Origin of the sequence: Lysinibacillus sp. NPDC094177, assembly GCF_050279145.1 — a bacterium.
In the GTDB taxonomy this organism is placed as follows: Bacteria; Bacillota; Bacilli; order Bacillales_A; family Planococcaceae; genus Lysinibacillus.
The window spans coordinates 301,317-318,861 of sequence record NZ_JBNNTW010000002.1 but is presented as its reverse complement, the minus strand read 5'-3'; the positions used below and the strand labels follow the sequence as shown (position 1 = coordinate 318,861).

The 17,545-nt window shown below is 39.5% G+C and carries 17 protein-coding genes; all 17 read right to left on the bottom strand.

Annotated features, from left to right (window positions below):
• Positions 1–52: 52 nt before the first annotated feature.
• The 17 genes from lepB to recG all read right to left on the bottom strand — a co-directional run bounded on the left by lepB (position 53) and on the right by recG (position 17,243).
• Entirely contained in the window at positions 53–616 is a 564-nt protein-coding gene (gene lepB, locus ACQKNC_RS05050; protein WP_427423770.1) for a signal peptidase I, read from the bottom strand.
• A 107-nt stretch (positions 617–723) separates the two neighbouring features.
• Entirely contained in the window at positions 724–1,068 is a 345-nt protein-coding gene (gene rplS, locus ACQKNC_RS05045) for a 50S ribosomal protein L19 (protein ID WP_402777889.1), read from the bottom strand.
• A gap of 116 nt (positions 1,069–1,184) precedes the next feature.
• Positions 1,185–1,922 carry a tRNA (guanosine(37)-N1)-methyltransferase TrmD gene (gene trmD, locus ACQKNC_RS05040; protein ID WP_427423931.1) on the bottom strand — a complete coding sequence of 246 codons (738 nt, stop codon included), beginning with the start codon at positions 1,920–1,922 and terminating at the stop codon, positions 1,185–1,187.
• Complete coding sequence (rimM, locus tag ACQKNC_RS05035; protein WP_427423769.1) at positions 1,922–2,437, bottom strand: ribosome maturation factor RimM; 516 nt, start codon at positions 2,435–2,437, stop codon at positions 1,922–1,924. Before rimM ends, trmD begins: the two co-directional genes overlap by 1 nt.
• 323 nt (positions 2,438–2,760) lie before the next feature.
• Positions 2,761–2,994 (bottom strand): KH domain-containing protein, encoded by a 234-nt coding sequence (locus ACQKNC_RS05030; RefSeq protein WP_004269410.1) that lies wholly within the window; start codon positions 2,992–2,994, stop codon positions 2,761–2,763.
• Positions 2,995–3,009: 15 nt separating this feature from the next.
• Positions 3,010–3,282: a 30S ribosomal protein S16 gene (gene rpsP / locus ACQKNC_RS05025; protein ID WP_427423768.1), complete on the bottom strand. Its 273-nt coding sequence runs from the start codon at positions 3,280–3,282 to the stop codon at positions 3,010–3,012.
• A gap of 94 nt (positions 3,283–3,376) precedes the next feature.
• Positions 3,377–4,735, bottom strand: a complete 1,359-nt coding sequence (gene ffh / locus ACQKNC_RS05020; RefSeq protein ID WP_142507489.1) for a signal recognition particle protein — start codon at positions 4,733–4,735, stop codon at positions 3,377–3,379.
• Between the two features lie 12 nt (positions 4,736–4,747).
• Positions 4,748–5,083: a putative DNA-binding protein gene (locus ACQKNC_RS05015; protein WP_134018987.1), complete on the bottom strand. Its 336-nt coding sequence runs from the start codon at positions 5,081–5,083 to the stop codon at positions 4,748–4,750.
• A gap of 191 nt (positions 5,084–5,274) precedes the next feature.
• The gene (gene ftsY, locus ACQKNC_RS05010) at positions 5,275–6,549 is read right to left on the bottom strand and encodes a signal recognition particle-docking protein FtsY (protein WP_427423767.1); all 1,275 of its coding nucleotides are present in this window, start codon (positions 6,547–6,549) and stop codon (positions 5,275–5,277) included.
• Positions 6,546–10,127 carry a chromosome segregation protein SMC gene (gene smc, locus ACQKNC_RS05005; RefSeq protein ID WP_427423766.1) on the bottom strand — a complete coding sequence of 1,194 codons (3,582 nt, stop codon included), beginning with the start codon at positions 10,125–10,127 and terminating at the stop codon, positions 6,546–6,548. Before smc ends, ftsY begins: the two co-directional genes overlap by 4 nt.
• A gap of 3 nt (positions 10,128–10,130) precedes the next feature.
• Complete coding sequence (rnc, locus tag ACQKNC_RS05000; protein ID WP_427423765.1) at positions 10,131–10,895, bottom strand: ribonuclease III; 765 nt, start codon at positions 10,893–10,895, stop codon at positions 10,131–10,133.
• Positions 10,896–11,235: 340 nt separating this feature from the next.
• Positions 11,236–11,472, bottom strand: a complete 237-nt coding sequence (gene acpP, locus ACQKNC_RS04995) for an acyl carrier protein (RefSeq protein WP_427423764.1) — start codon at positions 11,470–11,472, stop codon at positions 11,236–11,238.
• 57 nt (positions 11,473–11,529) lie between these two features.
• Positions 11,530–12,276, bottom strand: a complete 747-nt coding sequence (fabG, locus tag ACQKNC_RS04990) for a 3-oxoacyl-[acyl-carrier-protein] reductase (RefSeq protein WP_427423763.1) — start codon at positions 12,274–12,276, stop codon at positions 11,530–11,532.
• Positions 12,269–13,222 carry an ACP S-malonyltransferase gene (gene fabD / locus ACQKNC_RS04985; RefSeq protein ID WP_427423762.1) on the bottom strand — a complete coding sequence of 318 codons (954 nt, stop codon included), beginning with the start codon at positions 13,220–13,222 and terminating at the stop codon, positions 12,269–12,271. Before fabD ends, fabG begins: the two co-directional genes overlap by 8 nt.
• A 278-nt stretch (positions 13,223–13,500) precedes the next feature.
• Complete coding sequence (gene plsX / locus ACQKNC_RS04980; protein ID WP_427423761.1) at positions 13,501–14,493, bottom strand: phosphate acyltransferase PlsX; 993 nt, start codon at positions 14,491–14,493, stop codon at positions 13,501–13,503.
• 2 nt (positions 14,494–14,495) lie between these two features.
• The gene (gene fapR, locus ACQKNC_RS04975; protein WP_427423760.1) at positions 14,496–15,068 is read right to left on the bottom strand and encodes a transcription factor FapR; all 573 of its coding nucleotides are present in this window, start codon (positions 15,066–15,068) and stop codon (positions 14,496–14,498) included.
• 129 nt (positions 15,069–15,197) lie between these two features.
• Positions 15,198–17,243, bottom strand: a complete 2,046-nt coding sequence (gene recG / locus ACQKNC_RS04970) for an ATP-dependent DNA helicase RecG (protein WP_427423759.1) — start codon at positions 17,241–17,243, stop codon at positions 15,198–15,200.
• Positions 17,244–17,545 lie beyond the last annotated feature (302 nt).

The following is a 17,545-nucleotide window of genomic DNA, read 5'->3' as shown; positions in this document are numbered from 1 at the left end:
TATACCTCCTAAACTAAAAGAAAAAGGGAGTGTTAACCCTCCCTTTCAAGAACTACTTTACAATTTTAATATCACTAAACGGCCAGAAAATCAGACTTGTATTACCAATAATCTCTTTCTGATCGACAACTCCAATAATACGACTATCCTTACTGTATCGACGATTATCTCCCATTACGAAAACACAGCCTTCTGGAATTACATCTAGGTTTACATCAATATCTTTTAATGTAAAATCCTCTGTTAAAGTGCCTTCTGTAATTTTTGATTTGTAGTCATCTAAATAGGGCTCGTCTATCGGTTCACCGTTAATGTATAATTGATCATTTTTATATTCCAAAGTCTCTCCTGGTAGCCCAATAACACGTTTAATATAGTTTTTCTTCTCAGGAGCATGGAATACAACAATATCAAAGCGTTTTGGTTCACCTATTTTATAACCAATTTTATTCACAATCATACGGTCGCCATTTTCAAGGGTTGGCATCATGGATTGGCCATCTACTGCAATGGGTGTAAATAAAAAATAACGAATAATCGCTGCAATCGCAAATGCAATTAGAAGTGCCTTTGTCCATTCCCATAGTTCATTCTTTTCCTTTACCTGTTTTTCCATCGAGATTTGCCCCCCTTGTCTATCCTCATTTTAGTTGATAGCTATTTAAGATGACAAGCAAAAAGAAAAGGGGCTTGTTACACAAGCCCCTCACTTTTAAGTCATAATTATCGAATTTCTTTAATACGAGCAGCTTTACCACGTAGGTTACGTAGGTAGTAAAGTTTAGCACGACGTACTTTACCACGACGTACAACTTCTAAGTTAGCGATTTTTGGTGTGTGTACAGGGAATGTACGTTCAACACCTACACCATAAGAAATTTTACGAACTGTGAAAGTTTCGCTAATACCGCCACCACGACGTTTAATTACTACACCTTCGTATACTTGGATACGTTCACGAGTACCCTCTACTACTTTCACGTGTACCTTAACAGTATCACCAGGACGGAAAGATGGTAGATCAGTGCGAAGCTGAGCTTTTGTAATTTCTGTAATAATGTTTGACATTGTTTTCTCTCCTTAGACAGATGCTCTTGCACGCAATCTATGCCACAGCGGAACACCGTAATTCAGTACTTCACATAGAAGTACAGATTAGATGTTATCATAAATATAGATAGCAATCAAGCATCTTTATTGTTGTTTTTAAGTTTTTCTAAATACAATTTTTGCTTATCTGTTAATGGATAATTCTCGAGTAAATCCGGACGACGCTCAAATGTTCTTTTCAGGGATTCTTCCTCACGCCATTGTTCAATCTTTGCGTGATTGCCAGATAGTAAAATATCAGGTACTTTCATTCCGCGAAATTCAGCAGGACGTGTATAATGTGGGTGCTCTAGAAGACCTGTTGAGAACGAATCTTGTATGTGAGAATCCTCTTGGCCTAAAACCCCCGGCAGAAGTCGTACAACGCTGTCTATAACCGTCATAGCCCCCAGCTCTCCACCAGTTAATACGAAATCTCCAATTGAAATCTCATCTGTGACAAGATGCTGACGAATGCGTTCATCATAACCTTCGTAATGGCCACATAAAAATACTAGGTCGTTTTCCTGCGCTAGCTCTTCGGCTTTTTTTTGAGTAAAGCGCTCACCTTGTGGACACATCAAAATGATACGTGGATTTTTCCCTTCAGTAATGGCCTCGACAGCGCTAAACATCGGCTCTGGTTTTAACACCATTCCCGCACCACCACCATACGGATAATCGTCTACTTGATTATGCTTATTACCCGAAAATCCACGGATATCAGTTACTTCTATCTTTACAGCACCTTTTTCTTGCGCTTTCTTTAATATCGATGCACCAAAGACGCCTGTAAACATATCAGGAAATAAACTTAACACATGAATATTCATCATAACAGGCCTTCCATTACATGGATCACAATTTTCTTCTCATTAATATCAATTTCCTTGACGATGTCCTCGATATACGGGATGTAATGCTCTTTTTTAGCGCCCTTAACTACCCATACATCGTTAGCACCTGTTTGAAGAATATCGGTAATTGCTCCGATTGTTTCGCCTTCTTCAGATACAATTGTACAGCCAATTATTTCGTGGAAGAAATATTCATTTTCCTCTAATAAATCATCAGTCATTTGATCTTTCGTAATTTTGAGCATTCCTTCTTTGAAAGGCTCAACCAAGTTGATGTTATTCATTCCCTCAAAGGTTAACAAAATAAAGTTTTTATGACGACGCATCGATTCAATTGTTACCCATGTTGGCTTTTTATCGTCTTTTTTAAACGCCGCAAGCTTCATTCCTACTGCGAAGCGTTCTTCCTCGAAATCTGTTGTTGATAATATACGCACTTCACCTCGAATACCGTGCGTATTGACAATACGACCTACATTAAACCATTCCATTTAAAATCTCACCTCGTATCAAAAATGCTAAAACACACCTATCCCCTTCAATTCTCTCACTTTCCTCTAAAGAAGCAGATTAACCTTTGGTGGACGGTGTTATAGCTAAGACGTTGACCAGTCTTCCTCAATGTCATTATGTTCAATTACCTCTCAATGTAATTACGATAATGAAAAAAGGAAGGAACTGGCAAGCTCCTTCCTTTTAGTCCAGATTTTACGCTCTACCTCAAAGCCACTTCGAACCCCTAAGCGCATGTAAACATACCTATCAGGACTCTCCTGTGCTTGTTGCATGTAAAAGAGCGTGAAAATCTTTTCTATCAATCCAATATATCGACGTAGGTCTTTTTTTGATGGTGACTACCCGCCGCTGAATAAACAATTGTACGAATCGCTTTCGCTACTCGCCCTTGCTTGCCTATGACTTTCCCTCGATCCTCTGGATGAACAAAAAGTTTATAAACAATTCGATTTGCATTTTCATCCGTCTCTATACGAACTTCTTCTGGATAATCGACTAACGGTAAAACGATTGCTTCAATCAGCTGCTTCAAAGACGTCGCCCCCGATTATTTACTGAATTTTTGGTTATGGAATTTTTCCATGATACCTTGTTCTGAGAACAAGTTACGTACTGTATCTGATGGTTTTGCACCGTCAGCTAACCATTTAAGAGCTTTCTCTTCATCGATGTTTACAGTAGCTGGTTTAGTTAGTGGGTTGTAAGTACCAACTGTTTCGATTGAACGACCGTCACGTGGTGAACGAGCGTCTGCAACTACGATACGATAGAAAGGAGATTTTTTAGCTCCCATACGTTTTAAGCGAATTTTAACTGCCATTTTAATAGCACCTCCGAATAAGTTTCACACAAGATAGTATATTATCAATGTTTAGGTTGTTTGTAAAGTGTTTTTTCTTAACACCTATAAAATATTATTTAAACAATGAATCGAAGCCTGGTAGTTTCATCTTTTTCTTTCCTTTGCCACTCGCCATGCCTGTCATTTGCTTCATCATTTTTTTCATTTCTTCAAATTGCTTCAATAGACGATTTACCTCTTGAATTGATGTCCCAGAACCCTTCGCTATACGCTTTTTACGGCTACCGTTAATAATTTCTGGATTCGTCTTTTCAGCAGGTGTCATCGAATAAATAATCGCTTCTACGCGACCCATTTGCTTATCATCAACTTTAACATTGTCTAAGCCTTTGATTTTGCCGGCACCTGGTAACATTTTCAAAATTTCGTCAAGAGGACCCATTTTCTTTACTTGTTGCAATTGTTCAACGAAATCATCAAACGTAAAGGTCTGGGATTTAAATTTTTCCTCTAGTTCTTTAGCCTTTGCTTCGTCAACATTTGCCTGAGCCTTTTCAATAAGTGATAAAACGTCACCCATTCCTAATATACGAGACGCCATACGCTCTGGATGGAAAGGTTCTAGCGCATCCATCTTCTCACCCATACCGACAAACTTTATGGGCTTCTGTGTAACGGAACGAATTGATAGCGCCGCACCACCACGTGTATCACCATCGAGCTTTGTTAAAACAACTCCAGTAATACCGACCGCTTCATTAAAGCTTTCTGCCACGTTGACAGCATCCTGACCTGTCATAGCATCTACAACTAGGAATACTTCATCCGGCTCTTTTAACGCACGAATATCTTTTAATTCTTGCATTAAATCTTCATCGATGTGCAAGCGACCAGCTGTATCGATAATAACGACATCATGATGTTCTTCTTTTGCCAATTCAATTGCCTGACGTGCAATTTCTACTGGAGATACATCGGTTCCTAACGCAAAAACAGGTAGGGATAACTGCTTTCCTAATGTTTGTAACTGCTGAACAGCCGCTGGACGATAAACATCTGCAGCAACAAGTAATGGCTTACGATTATATTTTTTACGTAACACATTTGCCAATTTACCAGTAGTTGTCGTTTTACCTGCACCTTGTAAGCCGACCATCATAATAACAGTTGGTGGCTTTGTATTAAATTTAATTGGGCTTTGCTCGCCACCCATTAATTCTGTTAATTCTTCTTGTACGATTTTAATAACTTGCTGACCTGGTGTTAAGCTTTGCATAACATCTACACCGACAGCACGTTCACTGACCTTTTTAACGAATTCTTTGACTACTTTTAAGTTAACATCCGCCTCGATTAAAGCAAATCGGACTTCGCGCATCATTTCTTTAACGTCTTGCTCCGATACTTTACCTTTACCTTTAATCTTTTGGATCGTTCCTTGGAGTCGTTCCGCTAATCCTTCAAAAGCCATTGCTTTCGCCTCCTAATCCCATTCTTTCAACTGTTCTATAAGCGTTAGCTGCTCTTCAACGGTCATACTTTGTTCTGTAATCCCTGTTGTCAGTTGCGCAAGCATTTGTGTACGTTGTTGAAATTTTTCAAGTAAACATAGTTTTTCTTCATATTCTTCAAGCATCGCTTCTGTTCGACGAATATTATCATAAACAGCTTGGCGTGAAACCCCATACGATTCAGCGATTTCTCCAAGTGAGTGATCATCTAAATAATAGAGCTCCATATAACTTCGTTGCTTATCTGTTAATAATGCTTGATAAAAGTCGAAGAGAAAGTTCATGCGTGTTGTTTTTTCAAGTAGCATCGAATGTTTCTCCTCCCGTTATTAGTCATTTGTATCATAACGAAAAGCGCCCGTCTGTGTCAAGGTAATCTCCTTGTCTAAAAGCTTTAATTAACTGCTTTTTAGGCGTTTTTCACCTAAAGCTAGTATTTCTCTTTTAAACAATGCGATTCCCTGTTTACAGACAAGCACTTCAAATTGCTTGTGAGCTATTAGTCCTCACTATTTTGTAATTCTTTATCTAAACCATCAGCAAATAAGCCATACACATAGCGCTCTGCATCAAATGGTTGTAAATCATCCATTTTTTCACCAAGACCAACAAACTTCACAGGAATGTGTAATTTATTACGAATAGCTAGAACAATACCACCTTTTGCAGTGCCGTCAAGCTTTGTTAAAACGATCCCAGTTACATTTGTAACTTCCTTAAATGTTTGTGCTTGAACAAGTGCATTTTGACCTGTTGTTGCATCTAATGCTAAAAGTACTTCATGCGGAGCATTCGGAACCTCTCGAGAGATTACTCGATGAACTTTTTCAAGCTCATTCATTAAGTTTACTTTGTTTTGTAAGCGCCCTGCTGTATCACAAATTAACACATCTGCATTACGGTTTTTCGCTGCACGAATTGCATCATACATAACCGCCGCTGGATCTGAACCTTCCGATTGTTTAATCACTTCACAGCCTACACGGTCTCCCCAAACTTGTAATTGATCGATGGCACCAGCACGGAAAGTATCACCTGCCGCTAAAACAACTGTTTTACCTTGTGATTTTAAACGATGGGCAAGTTTACCGATAGTCGTCGTTTTCCCAACACCATTTACCCCTACGAATAAAATTACCGTAAGATCACCTTTAGGTTGCATATTAAGCTCGATTAAATCCTCTTCTCCTTGCTCATAAATTTCCACAAGTTTTTCAGAAATAATCGTTTGAATACCGCTTGTATCTTTTATATTTTTACGCTGAACCTCGAAGCGTAATTTGTCCATTAACTCCATTACTGTTTCAAAGCCAACGTCCGCCTGTAATAATAAGTCTTCTAATTCTTCAAAGAAATCTTCATCCACTTTTCGATAACGAGCAACTAGGTCGTTTACTTTCGAAGTAAATGAATTACGCGTTTTTTCAAGTCCAGCCTTGAACTTTTGTGTAATAGACCATGCAGAAGGTTTTTTCTCTTTTGCAGGTTCTTCTACTATCACGACCTCTTGATCTTCTTGTTGCGCTTGATCTTCTAATGCTACAGGAATTTCTGTTTCAATTGAGCGTTCTGTTACAGAAACTTCTTCTACTTTTTCAACTTCCTCTACAGATGTTTCAATTTGAGCAGGTTCTGTTGCTTCAATTGGAGTAGGCTCTGTTGCTTCGTCTTGCTTCTGTTCAGCAGCAGCTTCTTCTTCATTAATCGCTCCTATTTTTTCTTCCTCGGCTGGGTTGCCCATTAATTTATCTTTTAAACGTTTAAAAAAACTCATGCTTGTTCGCTCCTTTGCTCCGCAAGTACGGGTTCATCTTCTAATTTTACTGATACAAGTTTAGATACGCCAGATTCCTGCATTGTAATACCATACAACACATCCGCTCCCTCCATCGTTCCTTTACGATGTGTGATCACAATAAATTGCGTATCACGGCTAAATTTCTTCAAATATTGGCTATATCGATCAACATTTGCCTCATCTAAAGCCGCCTCTACCTCATCGAGAATACAAAATGGTACAGGTCGTATATTTAGAATGGAGAATAATAAAGCGATGGCAGTTAGTGCACGTTCACCACCTGAAAGCAAACTTAAATTTTGTAATTTTTTCCCTGGTGGTTGTGCTACAATTTCTATACCTGTTTCAAGCAGGTTTTGAGGGTCCAATAACACTAAATCTGCCTGCCCTCCACCAAACAACTCACGGAATACACGTTTAAATTGCTCTCGAATGGCATAGAAGGTTTCGCTAAATCGTAGCGTCATTTCTTCATCCATTTCTTTAATAGCCTCATGTAATGTTTCCTGTGCAGCAAGTAAATCTTCTCGCTGCTCTGTTAAAAATGAATGGCGTTCAAGTACACGATCGTATTCCTCAATGGCGCTTAAATTAACAGGGCCTAGCTCCTCAATAGATTTCTTCAGTAATTTCACTCGACGTCGCATATGCTCCTCATCTTCAATTGTAAGGGCTAGCTCCTCAGCTTCCTCAAATGTAAGCTGATAGTTTTCTTCTAACTGTTCATTGAAATTATTGATTTCAAATTCTACGCGACTTCGTTTCAATTCATTTGCACGTATCGCTTCAAGGTAGCCTTTATGTGTACGCTGTAATTCTTTCAGCTGTTCTTCTAAAGTAGTAAGCTCTTGTTGTTGTGCTACTTTTTCATCTTTTTTCTGTGAAATAGTATCCTGCAGCGAATCTCTTCTAGTTTTCCACGTAGCAACTTGCTCATCCACTTCTTCATCACTTAAAAGTTTTGTCGATTCATCAGATTGAAGCCAGATTATTTCCTGAGAAATATTGTCGACTTTTTGACGACCTTTGTTTAATTGTAGGGCTAACTCGGCTGTAGCAATTTGTACTTGTGACATTTGTTCCTGCATAACCGCTAACTGCGAGCGTTTTTCTGCTGACTGCTCACGAAGTACATCTTTCTCCGTTTCACTTTGTAACTTTACTTTACTTAGTTGTTCCACGGTTTCGTTTATCTCTAACAGTTCTGTTGTTAGTGCTGTTAAACGCTCTGTAGCCGCTTCCTTTTGAGCTAACAATGCTTCTTCACGAGTTTTTACATCTTGTGTTTCATTAGAAGCAAAAGAAACTCGTGCAGATAAGCTTTTCTCGACAACCTCTAGTTCGCGTATGCGACTCGCCTGCTGCATTTCATCTTTTCGTAGTTGCTCACCATCAAGCTTCAATTGCTCTACTTTGTCACGCAATGTTGCAAGCTTCTCTTTTTCAGTTGAGACAGCCTGTTCAGCACTATAAATAGATGCTTCCAACGATTGTAGCTTTACTATTAAACCATCTAATTCTGCTTTTCTTGTAAAGAGTGAAGATTGCTGCTTCGTTGCACCACCTGTTAATGAACCGCCTGCATTGACGATATCACCTTCAAGTGTTACAACACGATATCGAAACCCACATAATCGAGCAATTTGACTTGCACCTTCTAAACTTGATGCAACGATGACATTGCCAAGGAGGTTCTCAACAATTGTGCGGTTGGCTTCATCGAACGTTACAAGTGCATCAGCCATTTGGACAAATGCTGGGTGCTCAGTGGCTAGCTGAATCGCAGATAGATTGATTTTACGTGACTTGATAACTGTTTTGGGTAAAAATGTTGCGCGCCCAGCTCTCTTTTGTTTTAGCCAATGGATTGCCTGTTGAGCATTTTGTTCATCGGTTGTTACAATATGCTGAGAGGCAGCCCCTAATGCTGTTTCAATAGCTTGAGAATATTTCCCATCCACTTGAATTAACTCAGCAACGGCTCCTTCAATCCCGGCTAATTCACCTTTATCACGTGCTAATAATACTTCTTTTACTCCATGGAAAAACCCAGAGAAATCTGCTTCGAGCTCAGCTAGTGTATCTTTTCTAGCCTTAAGTTGCTGCTGATGTTGATACGCTTTATAAAGCATATCTTGCTTTTCATTAAACGATGCATTGACATTCTTAAGCTGTATTTGCAATGTTTCATATTGCTCAAGTTTTTCCTGCAATTCGTTAGTTGTTGTAGTATGAGCAACTACTAGCTTCTCTTTTTCTGCTAGAATTTGCGCAAGCTCTTGCCCGATTTCATCAGTTTGGTCTGACATTCGTGTCGCCATCGCTTTTTGCTGCGCTAACTGTTGTTCGATATTTTTTAATTCATTTTTAACTGTTGCTTCTTCGTTTAAAGAGTCGATATATCGGTTTTTTTGTTCTTCAATTTCTTGTTCAATTTCAGAAACCGAGCGATTTAAGGATTGCTCTAACTGCTTAATGCTTTGTTTCAGCTCTGATACCTCTTGCTGTTTTTCAGTGAACAATTCTTTTTTCTCTTGCTCTTGAGCTATAAGAGCCTCAACCTCATCTTTAGCTTCTTGTAATGCTGAATTCAATTGAATTAGTTGGTTTGAAGCATTCTGCCGTTTTTCAGCCATTAACGCTTTACGACCATCCCAACGCTCTACCTCCATCGTTGCATTGACAAACTCAGCCTGAGTCGTATCTAGATAGTCATCTAGCTCTTTTAAAAGCTTACGAATACTTGCAGTTTGCTTCTCTATCGATGAAATATTATGAGCTTGTTTTTGCTCTGTTTCATATAGTTCTGTGTATTCAGCTTTCAGAGCATGCAAAGATTGTGCACAATTTTTTAAATCGTGCACAAGGATGGCGATATCAAAATCCTTTAACTCTGTTGACATTTGCACATAATCTCTTGCACTTGATGCCTGAATTTCTAACGGCTCCAGACGACTGTCTAGCTCATGTAGAATATCTAAAACACGATACAAATTTTCATCTGTTTCAACAAGCTTATGCTCTGCCTTTTTCTTTCTTAGTTTATACTTTAACACGCCAGCTGCCTCTTCAAAAATTGAACGTCGGTCATCAGGTCGGCTATTTAAAATTTCATCGACACGGCCTTGTGAAATAATGGAGAAGGCTTCTTTCCCAAGTCCTGAGTCCATAAACAAGTCCGTAATATCCTTCAGGCGACACTGCTGGTTATTTAGTAAATATTCACTATCACCTGAACGGTATACGCGTCTTGTTACGCTGACTTCTGTATAAGAAAAAGCAAGCTGTTCATCTGTGTTATCTAAAATTAATGTTACCTCTGCAAAGTTTAGTGGCTTACGTGAGTCACTGCCAGCAAATATAACATCCTCCATCTTTGCCCCACGTAACGACTTTGCCGATTGCTCCCCTAGTACCCAACGAATGGCATCAGTGACATTACTTTTCCCACTACCATTTGGCCCAACCACCGCTGTAACTCCGGGTACAAAATCAATTCCAATGCGCTCCGCAAAAGATTTAAAGCCAATCACTTCGAGTCGTTTTAGGAACATTTATTAAGCCTCCTCTTTTGCAGTTTGCTTATGCATTGTACGCATTGCACATTGCGCAGCTTGCTGCTCGGCTTCTTTTTTTGATTTCCCACGACCAATACCAAGCTCCTGTCCATTTAATAGTACACTCGATACAAAGGTACGGTTATGTGCAGGACCCTTTTCATCAATAATTTCATAATGAAGAAGACCGTTGCTTGTTTGCTGTACCATTTCTTGCAATTGGCTTTTAAAATCCATCACATGCGAAAAAGCACCGACTTCTACTTTCGGGAATACGATTCGTTCTAAAAATGATACGACCGTTTGTAAGCCTTGATCTAAATAAAGGGCACCTACAAATGATTCAAATACATCTGCAAGTAGCGCTGGGCGTTCCCGTCCACCTGTTAATTCCTCACCTTTTCCGAGTAATACAAAGCGACCAAAGCCTAATTCATTTGCAAAGATAACAAGTGATGGCTCACATACTATGGATGCTCGTAGCTTCGTCAGCTCACCCTCACTCATATTAGTGAATTTCTCAAAAAGGTATTTAGAAACAGACAGTTCAAGTACTGCGTCCCCTAAAAATTCAAGACGCTCATTATCCGTAAACAATTTACGGCGATGCTCATTCACATAAGATGAATGCGTGAATGCTTGATACAATAAATTTTTATTAATAAATGTGATATTTAATTCATGCTGTAACAGCTCGAATTGATTGCGTACTTTTTCAGGAAGCACGCCAGATTTCTGCATAATTCCTTTTCTTTTCATAGCCATTGAACAATCTGCCTTCCTAATAGTTTCTACCGTTTAAGTGTACCTTTTTCAAGGCATTTATGCAAAAGTATTTCGGTTTAAATACAATGTTTTGGAAATTTAATTATTTAATTATTTTCCAAAATAAAAAAAGGGACGCCCACAGTTCGCAAAACGAACCATTTCGTCCCCTTTTTAAATACACCTCAGCATAGTACCTGCTCTTCACACATAAGAAAAACAAAGGTGATTTCTGCCAAATGCTATAACTTTCTTCAATCATAAACACTAATTGTATAATGACTGCATTCATGTTAGAACCTATAGAGGTGATCAATTTCTGCTAATAAAGTTAAACGGATTAGTTTAATTTACTTTCGATGTATGAAATTGCAGAACCAACTGTTGTGATTTTTTCAGCATCTTCATCAGAAATTTCCATATCGAATTCGTCTTCAAGCTCCATTACAAGCTCAACTACGTCTAATGAGTCAGCACCTAAATCATCACGGAAAGAGGCTTCTAGAGTAACTTCACTCTCTTCAACACCTAAACGGTCCACGATTACTTTTGTTACGCGTTCTAATACTGTAGACAAATCATTCACCTCCCCTCAATGATTATACAAAAAATCATTATCTATGACTATTTTAAATTACATTACCATGCCGCCATCTATATGTAACGTTTGGCCTGTCATATAGTTAGCATCATCTGAAGCTAGAAAAGCTACTGCCTTTGCGATATCCTCAGGCTGCCCAAGTTTTGCTAGAGGAATTTGAGTAAGCATACCTTGCTTTAGATCTTCTGGTAGTTGATCAGTCATTTCAGTTTCTATAAAGCCTGGTGCAATCGCGTTTACTAGAATATTACGTGATGCTAATTCCTTGGCAGTCGTTTTAGTTAATCCAATAACGCCTGCTTTTGCAGCTACGTAATTAGCTTGCCCTGCATTACCAGCTACACCAACAATCGATGAAATATTGATGATACGGCCAGCACGTTGCTTCATCATTTGACGTGTTACTGCTTTTGTACAAAGGAAAACACCTTTTAGGTTCGTCTCTAGAACATCGTCCCATTCATCCTCTTTCATACGCATTAACAAGTTATCACGTGTAATACCCGCATTATTTACTAAAATATCAAGCGAGCCGAATGTTTTTACCGCTGCATCCATTAATGCTGTAACTTCCTCTGTTTTTGAAACACTTGCTTGTACAGCTATAGCCTCGCCGCCATTCTCTTGAATCGACGCGACAACTTCTTCTGCCTTCGCCTGTGACCCACTATAGTTAACGACAACTTTAGCACCCTCATCAGCAAGCTTAAAGGCAATAGCGCGTCCTATTCCACGCGAAGCACCAGTTACAACAGCTACTTTACCCTCTAATTTACGCATTAATTGTCCACTCCTTCGCCGCTTCTAGTACAGCCTCTAATGATGCTTCATCATAAACACAATATGTCGCAACAGATCGATCAATTTTCTTCACTAATCCACTTAATACTTTGCCTGGTCCACATTCAATAAAGACATCCACACCTTGTGCAATCATTTCACGCACAGATGCTTCCCATTGCACAGCGCTATATACTTGTTCTACTAACTCATGTTGAATAGCTGGAACATCGTCTAATTCTTTCGCCATTACATTACCGATTACAGGAATTTGTGGAACTGACAATGATATATCAGCCAACGTTTCTTTTAATTTTTCAGATGATGGTCGCATTAGCTCTGAATGGAATGGACCACTAACAACTAAAGGAATTGCTCGTTTTGCACCAGCTTCCTTTGCCGCTAAAGAAGCCTTTTCAACGCCTTCCTTTGTACCAGAAATAACGATTTGCCCTGGACAGTTTACATTCGCTACTTGAACTGGATTACCTGCCGCAGATACTTTTTCAGTTACTTCATGCAGTGCATCAAGCTCCATCCCTAGAATGGCTGCCATAGCACCTTGCCCTGCAGGTACAGCTTCATTCATATAAAGCCCACGCTTATGCACAACAGAAACTGCATCCTCAAACGATAGCACACCAGCGATTACTAATGCACCGTATTCACCAAGTGAATGTCCAGCTGTATAATTTGGCGTAATACCTGCTGCACGTAATTTTTCTGCAACCATCACACCAGTAGTTAAAAGTGCTGGCTGTGCATGATAAGTCAATGTTAGCTCCTCAGCTGGTCCCTCTAACATAAGCTTAGACAATTCAAAGCCAAGTGATTGATTTGCACGATCATAAAATGCTTTACTTTCTGCCGCATTCTCGATAAACTCTTGCCCCATCCCAACTGCTTGAGAACCTTGGCCCGGAAAAACAAATGCTATTTTCGTCATTTTTTATTAATCCCCTTTTTAATCAATTATGCCTCGGCAAAATTTGCGCCCGGAGGCTTTAGGCCAACATGATGTTTTTTGTGCGAAAGCGCAGTGCTAACGTAGCGTCAGCAACATGATGTTTTCTGTGCGAAAGCGCAGTGCTAACGTAGCGTCAGCAACATAATGTTGGTCACTCAGTCGTTGCCACAGGACGTGGCGTTCTTAGACTGAGTTCCTATATTTCAGCGGGTGTTTGGACACCTGCCTGTCGCTACAGAAAACATTACTGAAAGAAGTTAATCAATTTCTAAGTGACGTACTGTATCTGTAATCGTCGAGATGACTGTATGCTCAACCATCGTATTTGCCTGGCGGATTGCACTGTATATTGCTTTGGCATTGGATGAGCCATGTGCCTTAATCACAGGTGCTTGTAAACCAAACAAACCTGCACCACCGTACTCTGTGTAATCCATTTTATTTTTTAGGTCACGCAAATTATTTTTCATAAGTGCTGCCGAAATTTTTGTTTTTGTTGAAGACATGAACGCCTCTTTTAGCATTGAAAATAACGCGCCAGCAGTACCTTCTATCGATTTCAGCACCATATTACCTGTAAAGCCGTCTGTTACAACAACGTCCGCTACCCCTTCAAGTAAATCTCGAGCTTCAACATTACCGATAAAGTTTAAATCTGCTTCTTTTAACAATCCAAAAGTTGCCTTCGTTAAGTCATTTCCTTTTTTATCCTCAGTACCGATATTTAACAAGCCGATACGTGGCTTTTGTAAGCCACCTACCTTTTTCGCATAAATATCGCCCATAATCGCATATTGCAATAAATGCTCAGGTCGTGCATCTGCATTTGCTCCTAAATCAAGCATTAAAAAGCCCTTACCATCTAAAGTAGGAAGTGTAGTGGCTAGAGCAGGTCTAGCAATCCCTTCAATACGCCCTACTTTAAATAAGCCTCCTGCCATTAAAGCACCTGTATTACCTGCTGAAAGACAAGCATCCGCCTTTCCTTCTTCAACCGCATCCATCATTTTTGCCATCGATGAATCCTTTTTACGACGAACAGCGCGTGCTGGATCGTCTGTTCCTTCAACAACTTCATCACAATGTACTACAGTTAATCTATCATGTATTTTTAAAAATGGTTCAAGCTTTTGCTGCTGACCATATAATTGAATTTCTAAATTTGGGATTTGCTCTAATGCTAATAAAGCACCTTCAACAACTGATTTTGGTGCGTTGTCTCCACCCATTCCATCAAGCGCTAATTTCATTGTTATTCACCTTTACCTTTCGTGCGGTACATATCAAATTCACCAACAAAAACTGTTTCACCGTTAACAGTGGACGTTAACTCTACTTTTGTACGATGATTATTGTCATCACGTCCGATAACGATTGCTTTTGTAATAACACGATCTCCAGCTCTAACAGGTTTCACAAAGGTAATGTTAGAATGTACTGTCAATGCTAATTCGTCGTCAATAACTGCTACCGCTAATGAATTTGCCTGCGCAAACAAATGATGTCCACGTGCGATGCCATTGCGCTGAAAAACATGTTCTTCTTTTACGTCAAAGATAGATAATGCACGATTATCCAATTCAATATCAATTATTTCTCCGATTACTTCATCAATCGGTAGTGATTTTACTTCATTTTCATAGGTTTTCGAAGCAACATCTTTAATTCGTTCTCGTAATTCTGGAATCGCTAATTCCATACGATCTAAACGAATTGTTTGGACACTAACCTGAAACTGTGTTGCTAGCTGTTCATCTGTGACGAATGGATTATCAGCTATCGTTTCGGATAATAGTCGCTGTCGCTCTTTTTTCGTTCGTCTCAACATCATTCGCCACCTTTTTTAGTTGTTATTAGCACTTGGTACTAATATCAGTATATAGAGTATAAAAAAAGAATGCAAGACTTGTTTTCAAAACAAGCGCTCACATTCCAAATTAGATATAAAAGTCAGTTAATCAAAGCGTTCTCCCTGTAAAACACCTGAATTTTCAAGCATTTCACGTAAATATTTGTACTCATCATCATGCCAAAAAGCATCAGTCTTAATCATATCCGTTGCATCATTTCTCGCAGTTTCAAGTATCCGATAATCGTGCACTAAATCCGCTACTTTAAAATCAGGCAAACCACTTTGTTTACGACCAAAGAAATCACCTGGTCCACGTAGTTCCAAATCCTTTTCAGCTAGGCGGAAACCATCATTCGTTTCCGTCATCGACTGCATTCGCTCTTTGCCTTCATCAGATTTCGGATCGGCTAGCAACACACAATATGACTGATGTTCGCCTCGTCCAACACGCCCACGCAGCTGATGCAACTGAGCTAAGCCGAAGCGTTCAGCGTCATAAATAATCATAAAAGTTGCATTCGGTACGTTAACCCCAACCTCAACAACTGTTGTAGACACGAGCACATGAATAGTTCCCTCACTAAAGGCTCGCATGACAGCATCTTTCTCATCCGCGGATAAGCGACCATGCATTAATCCGACATTGTAACGCCCAGTAAAATATGCTGCAAGCTGTTCATAGATTTCTACTGCATTTTGTACATCCAGCTTGTCTGACTCCTCGATTAGAGGACAAATAGCATAAGCTTGTCTACCAGCAGCAAGCTCTAATTCCAGCTTTGACATTACAGAGCCAAACTGCTCCTTTTTCATCCAATGTGTTTCAATTTGCTTACGCCCCGCTGGCATTTCATCAATCATTGAAACGTCCATTTCTCCAAATGCTGTTATCGCGAGCGTTCGCGGTATTGGTGTCGCCGTCATAAAGAGCACATCTGGATTTTCTCCTTTATCACGCAATACTCGACGCTGCTCAACACCAAAACGATGCTGTTCATCTGTTATAACAAAACCCAGTTTTAAAAAAACGACATCAGGCTGAATTAGTGCATGCGTACCAATTAAAATATCTATGTCTCCGTTTGCCAGTTCTTCTAAAAGTAAACGACGTTCCTTCGCTTTCGTCGATCCCGATAGTAATGCTACACGTACACCAAATGGCTCAAACCATTCCTTCAAATTCTCAGCATGCTGCTCAGCTAAAATTTCCGTTGGCGCCATCAATGCTCCCTGAAAACCAGCCGTTACAGCTGCATATAAACATATTGCCGCAACAACGGTTTTCCCCGACCCTACATCACCTTGAAGTAAGCGGTTCATACGATGTGGCTCTTTCAAATCTTTGCAAATCTCATTGACGACGCGTTTTTGAGCACCTGTTAATTCATATGGTAAAGACGCAATAAAGTCACGTAACTTTTGCAAATCAAACTGTATAACTGTACCGTGCTCACTGTCTTTTCGAATTTTACGTAACGCTTGAATACGTAGTTGAAAGTTAAGTAACTCTTCATAGGCAAAGCGTCTTCTAGCCTGCTTTGCATGTCCTGCATCAATAGGGAAATGAATTCCCTCAAGCCCATCACGCATTGTAGCAAGCTTATAATCTTCCCGTAAGTGCTGCGGAACAGCATCTGGTATCTCTGTACCAAACTCGTCTAGCACTTGTCGCATATATTTACGAAAACGTTTTTGCGGAATCAAACCTTTTAGACTATAAACAGGTTCGAAGTCGACCTGGTCTGTCTTAGGACCAAACGTTACAGACGTTCCATTAATAACTTGTCTGCCGCGGTCCCATTTACCCGTAACGGTTATAATAGCTCCAGGTACAAGCTTCTGCTTCAAATAGCCTTGATTAAAAAAAACAACCTTAACTAAATGTCGGCCTGCCAGCACTGTGACTTGTAATCGTGATTTATTGCGACCTAAGAACAATATTGTCGCTTCACGTTCCACCTTACACTCAACAGTGACACGTTCATTATGTGGTGTTTGTGCCAAATCCTTTAAACGAAAATCCTCATGTCGATGCGGGAACGTCCATAGTAAATCCGCTATCGTCTCGATACCCAATGCCTCTAAATGTCCTGCTGTTTCTTTCCCGATTCCCTTTAAATCAGTAACGGGATTCGTTAAATCAGTCACCTTGCACGACAGCTCCTCCAAAGTTTTTCACCACAAGTACTTTACCTGCAATCATTCGTATAACTATACTATTTTTCAGCATATGAGTTTTCCCCTTTCTTACGATTACTCTTAGCTTTCATAATATCGTTGCTTGTGTTAACACTTCTGAACAATTCATGATGTACATTTTTATATTCAATATTATTATATAACTTTTCATTTTCACTATGATAGCAATTCAATTCATTAATAATTGATTGATAGTTATTAGGTGTGTAGATTAACCATTTTTATTCTCCCTAGGCAATTAAAAGGCTCTG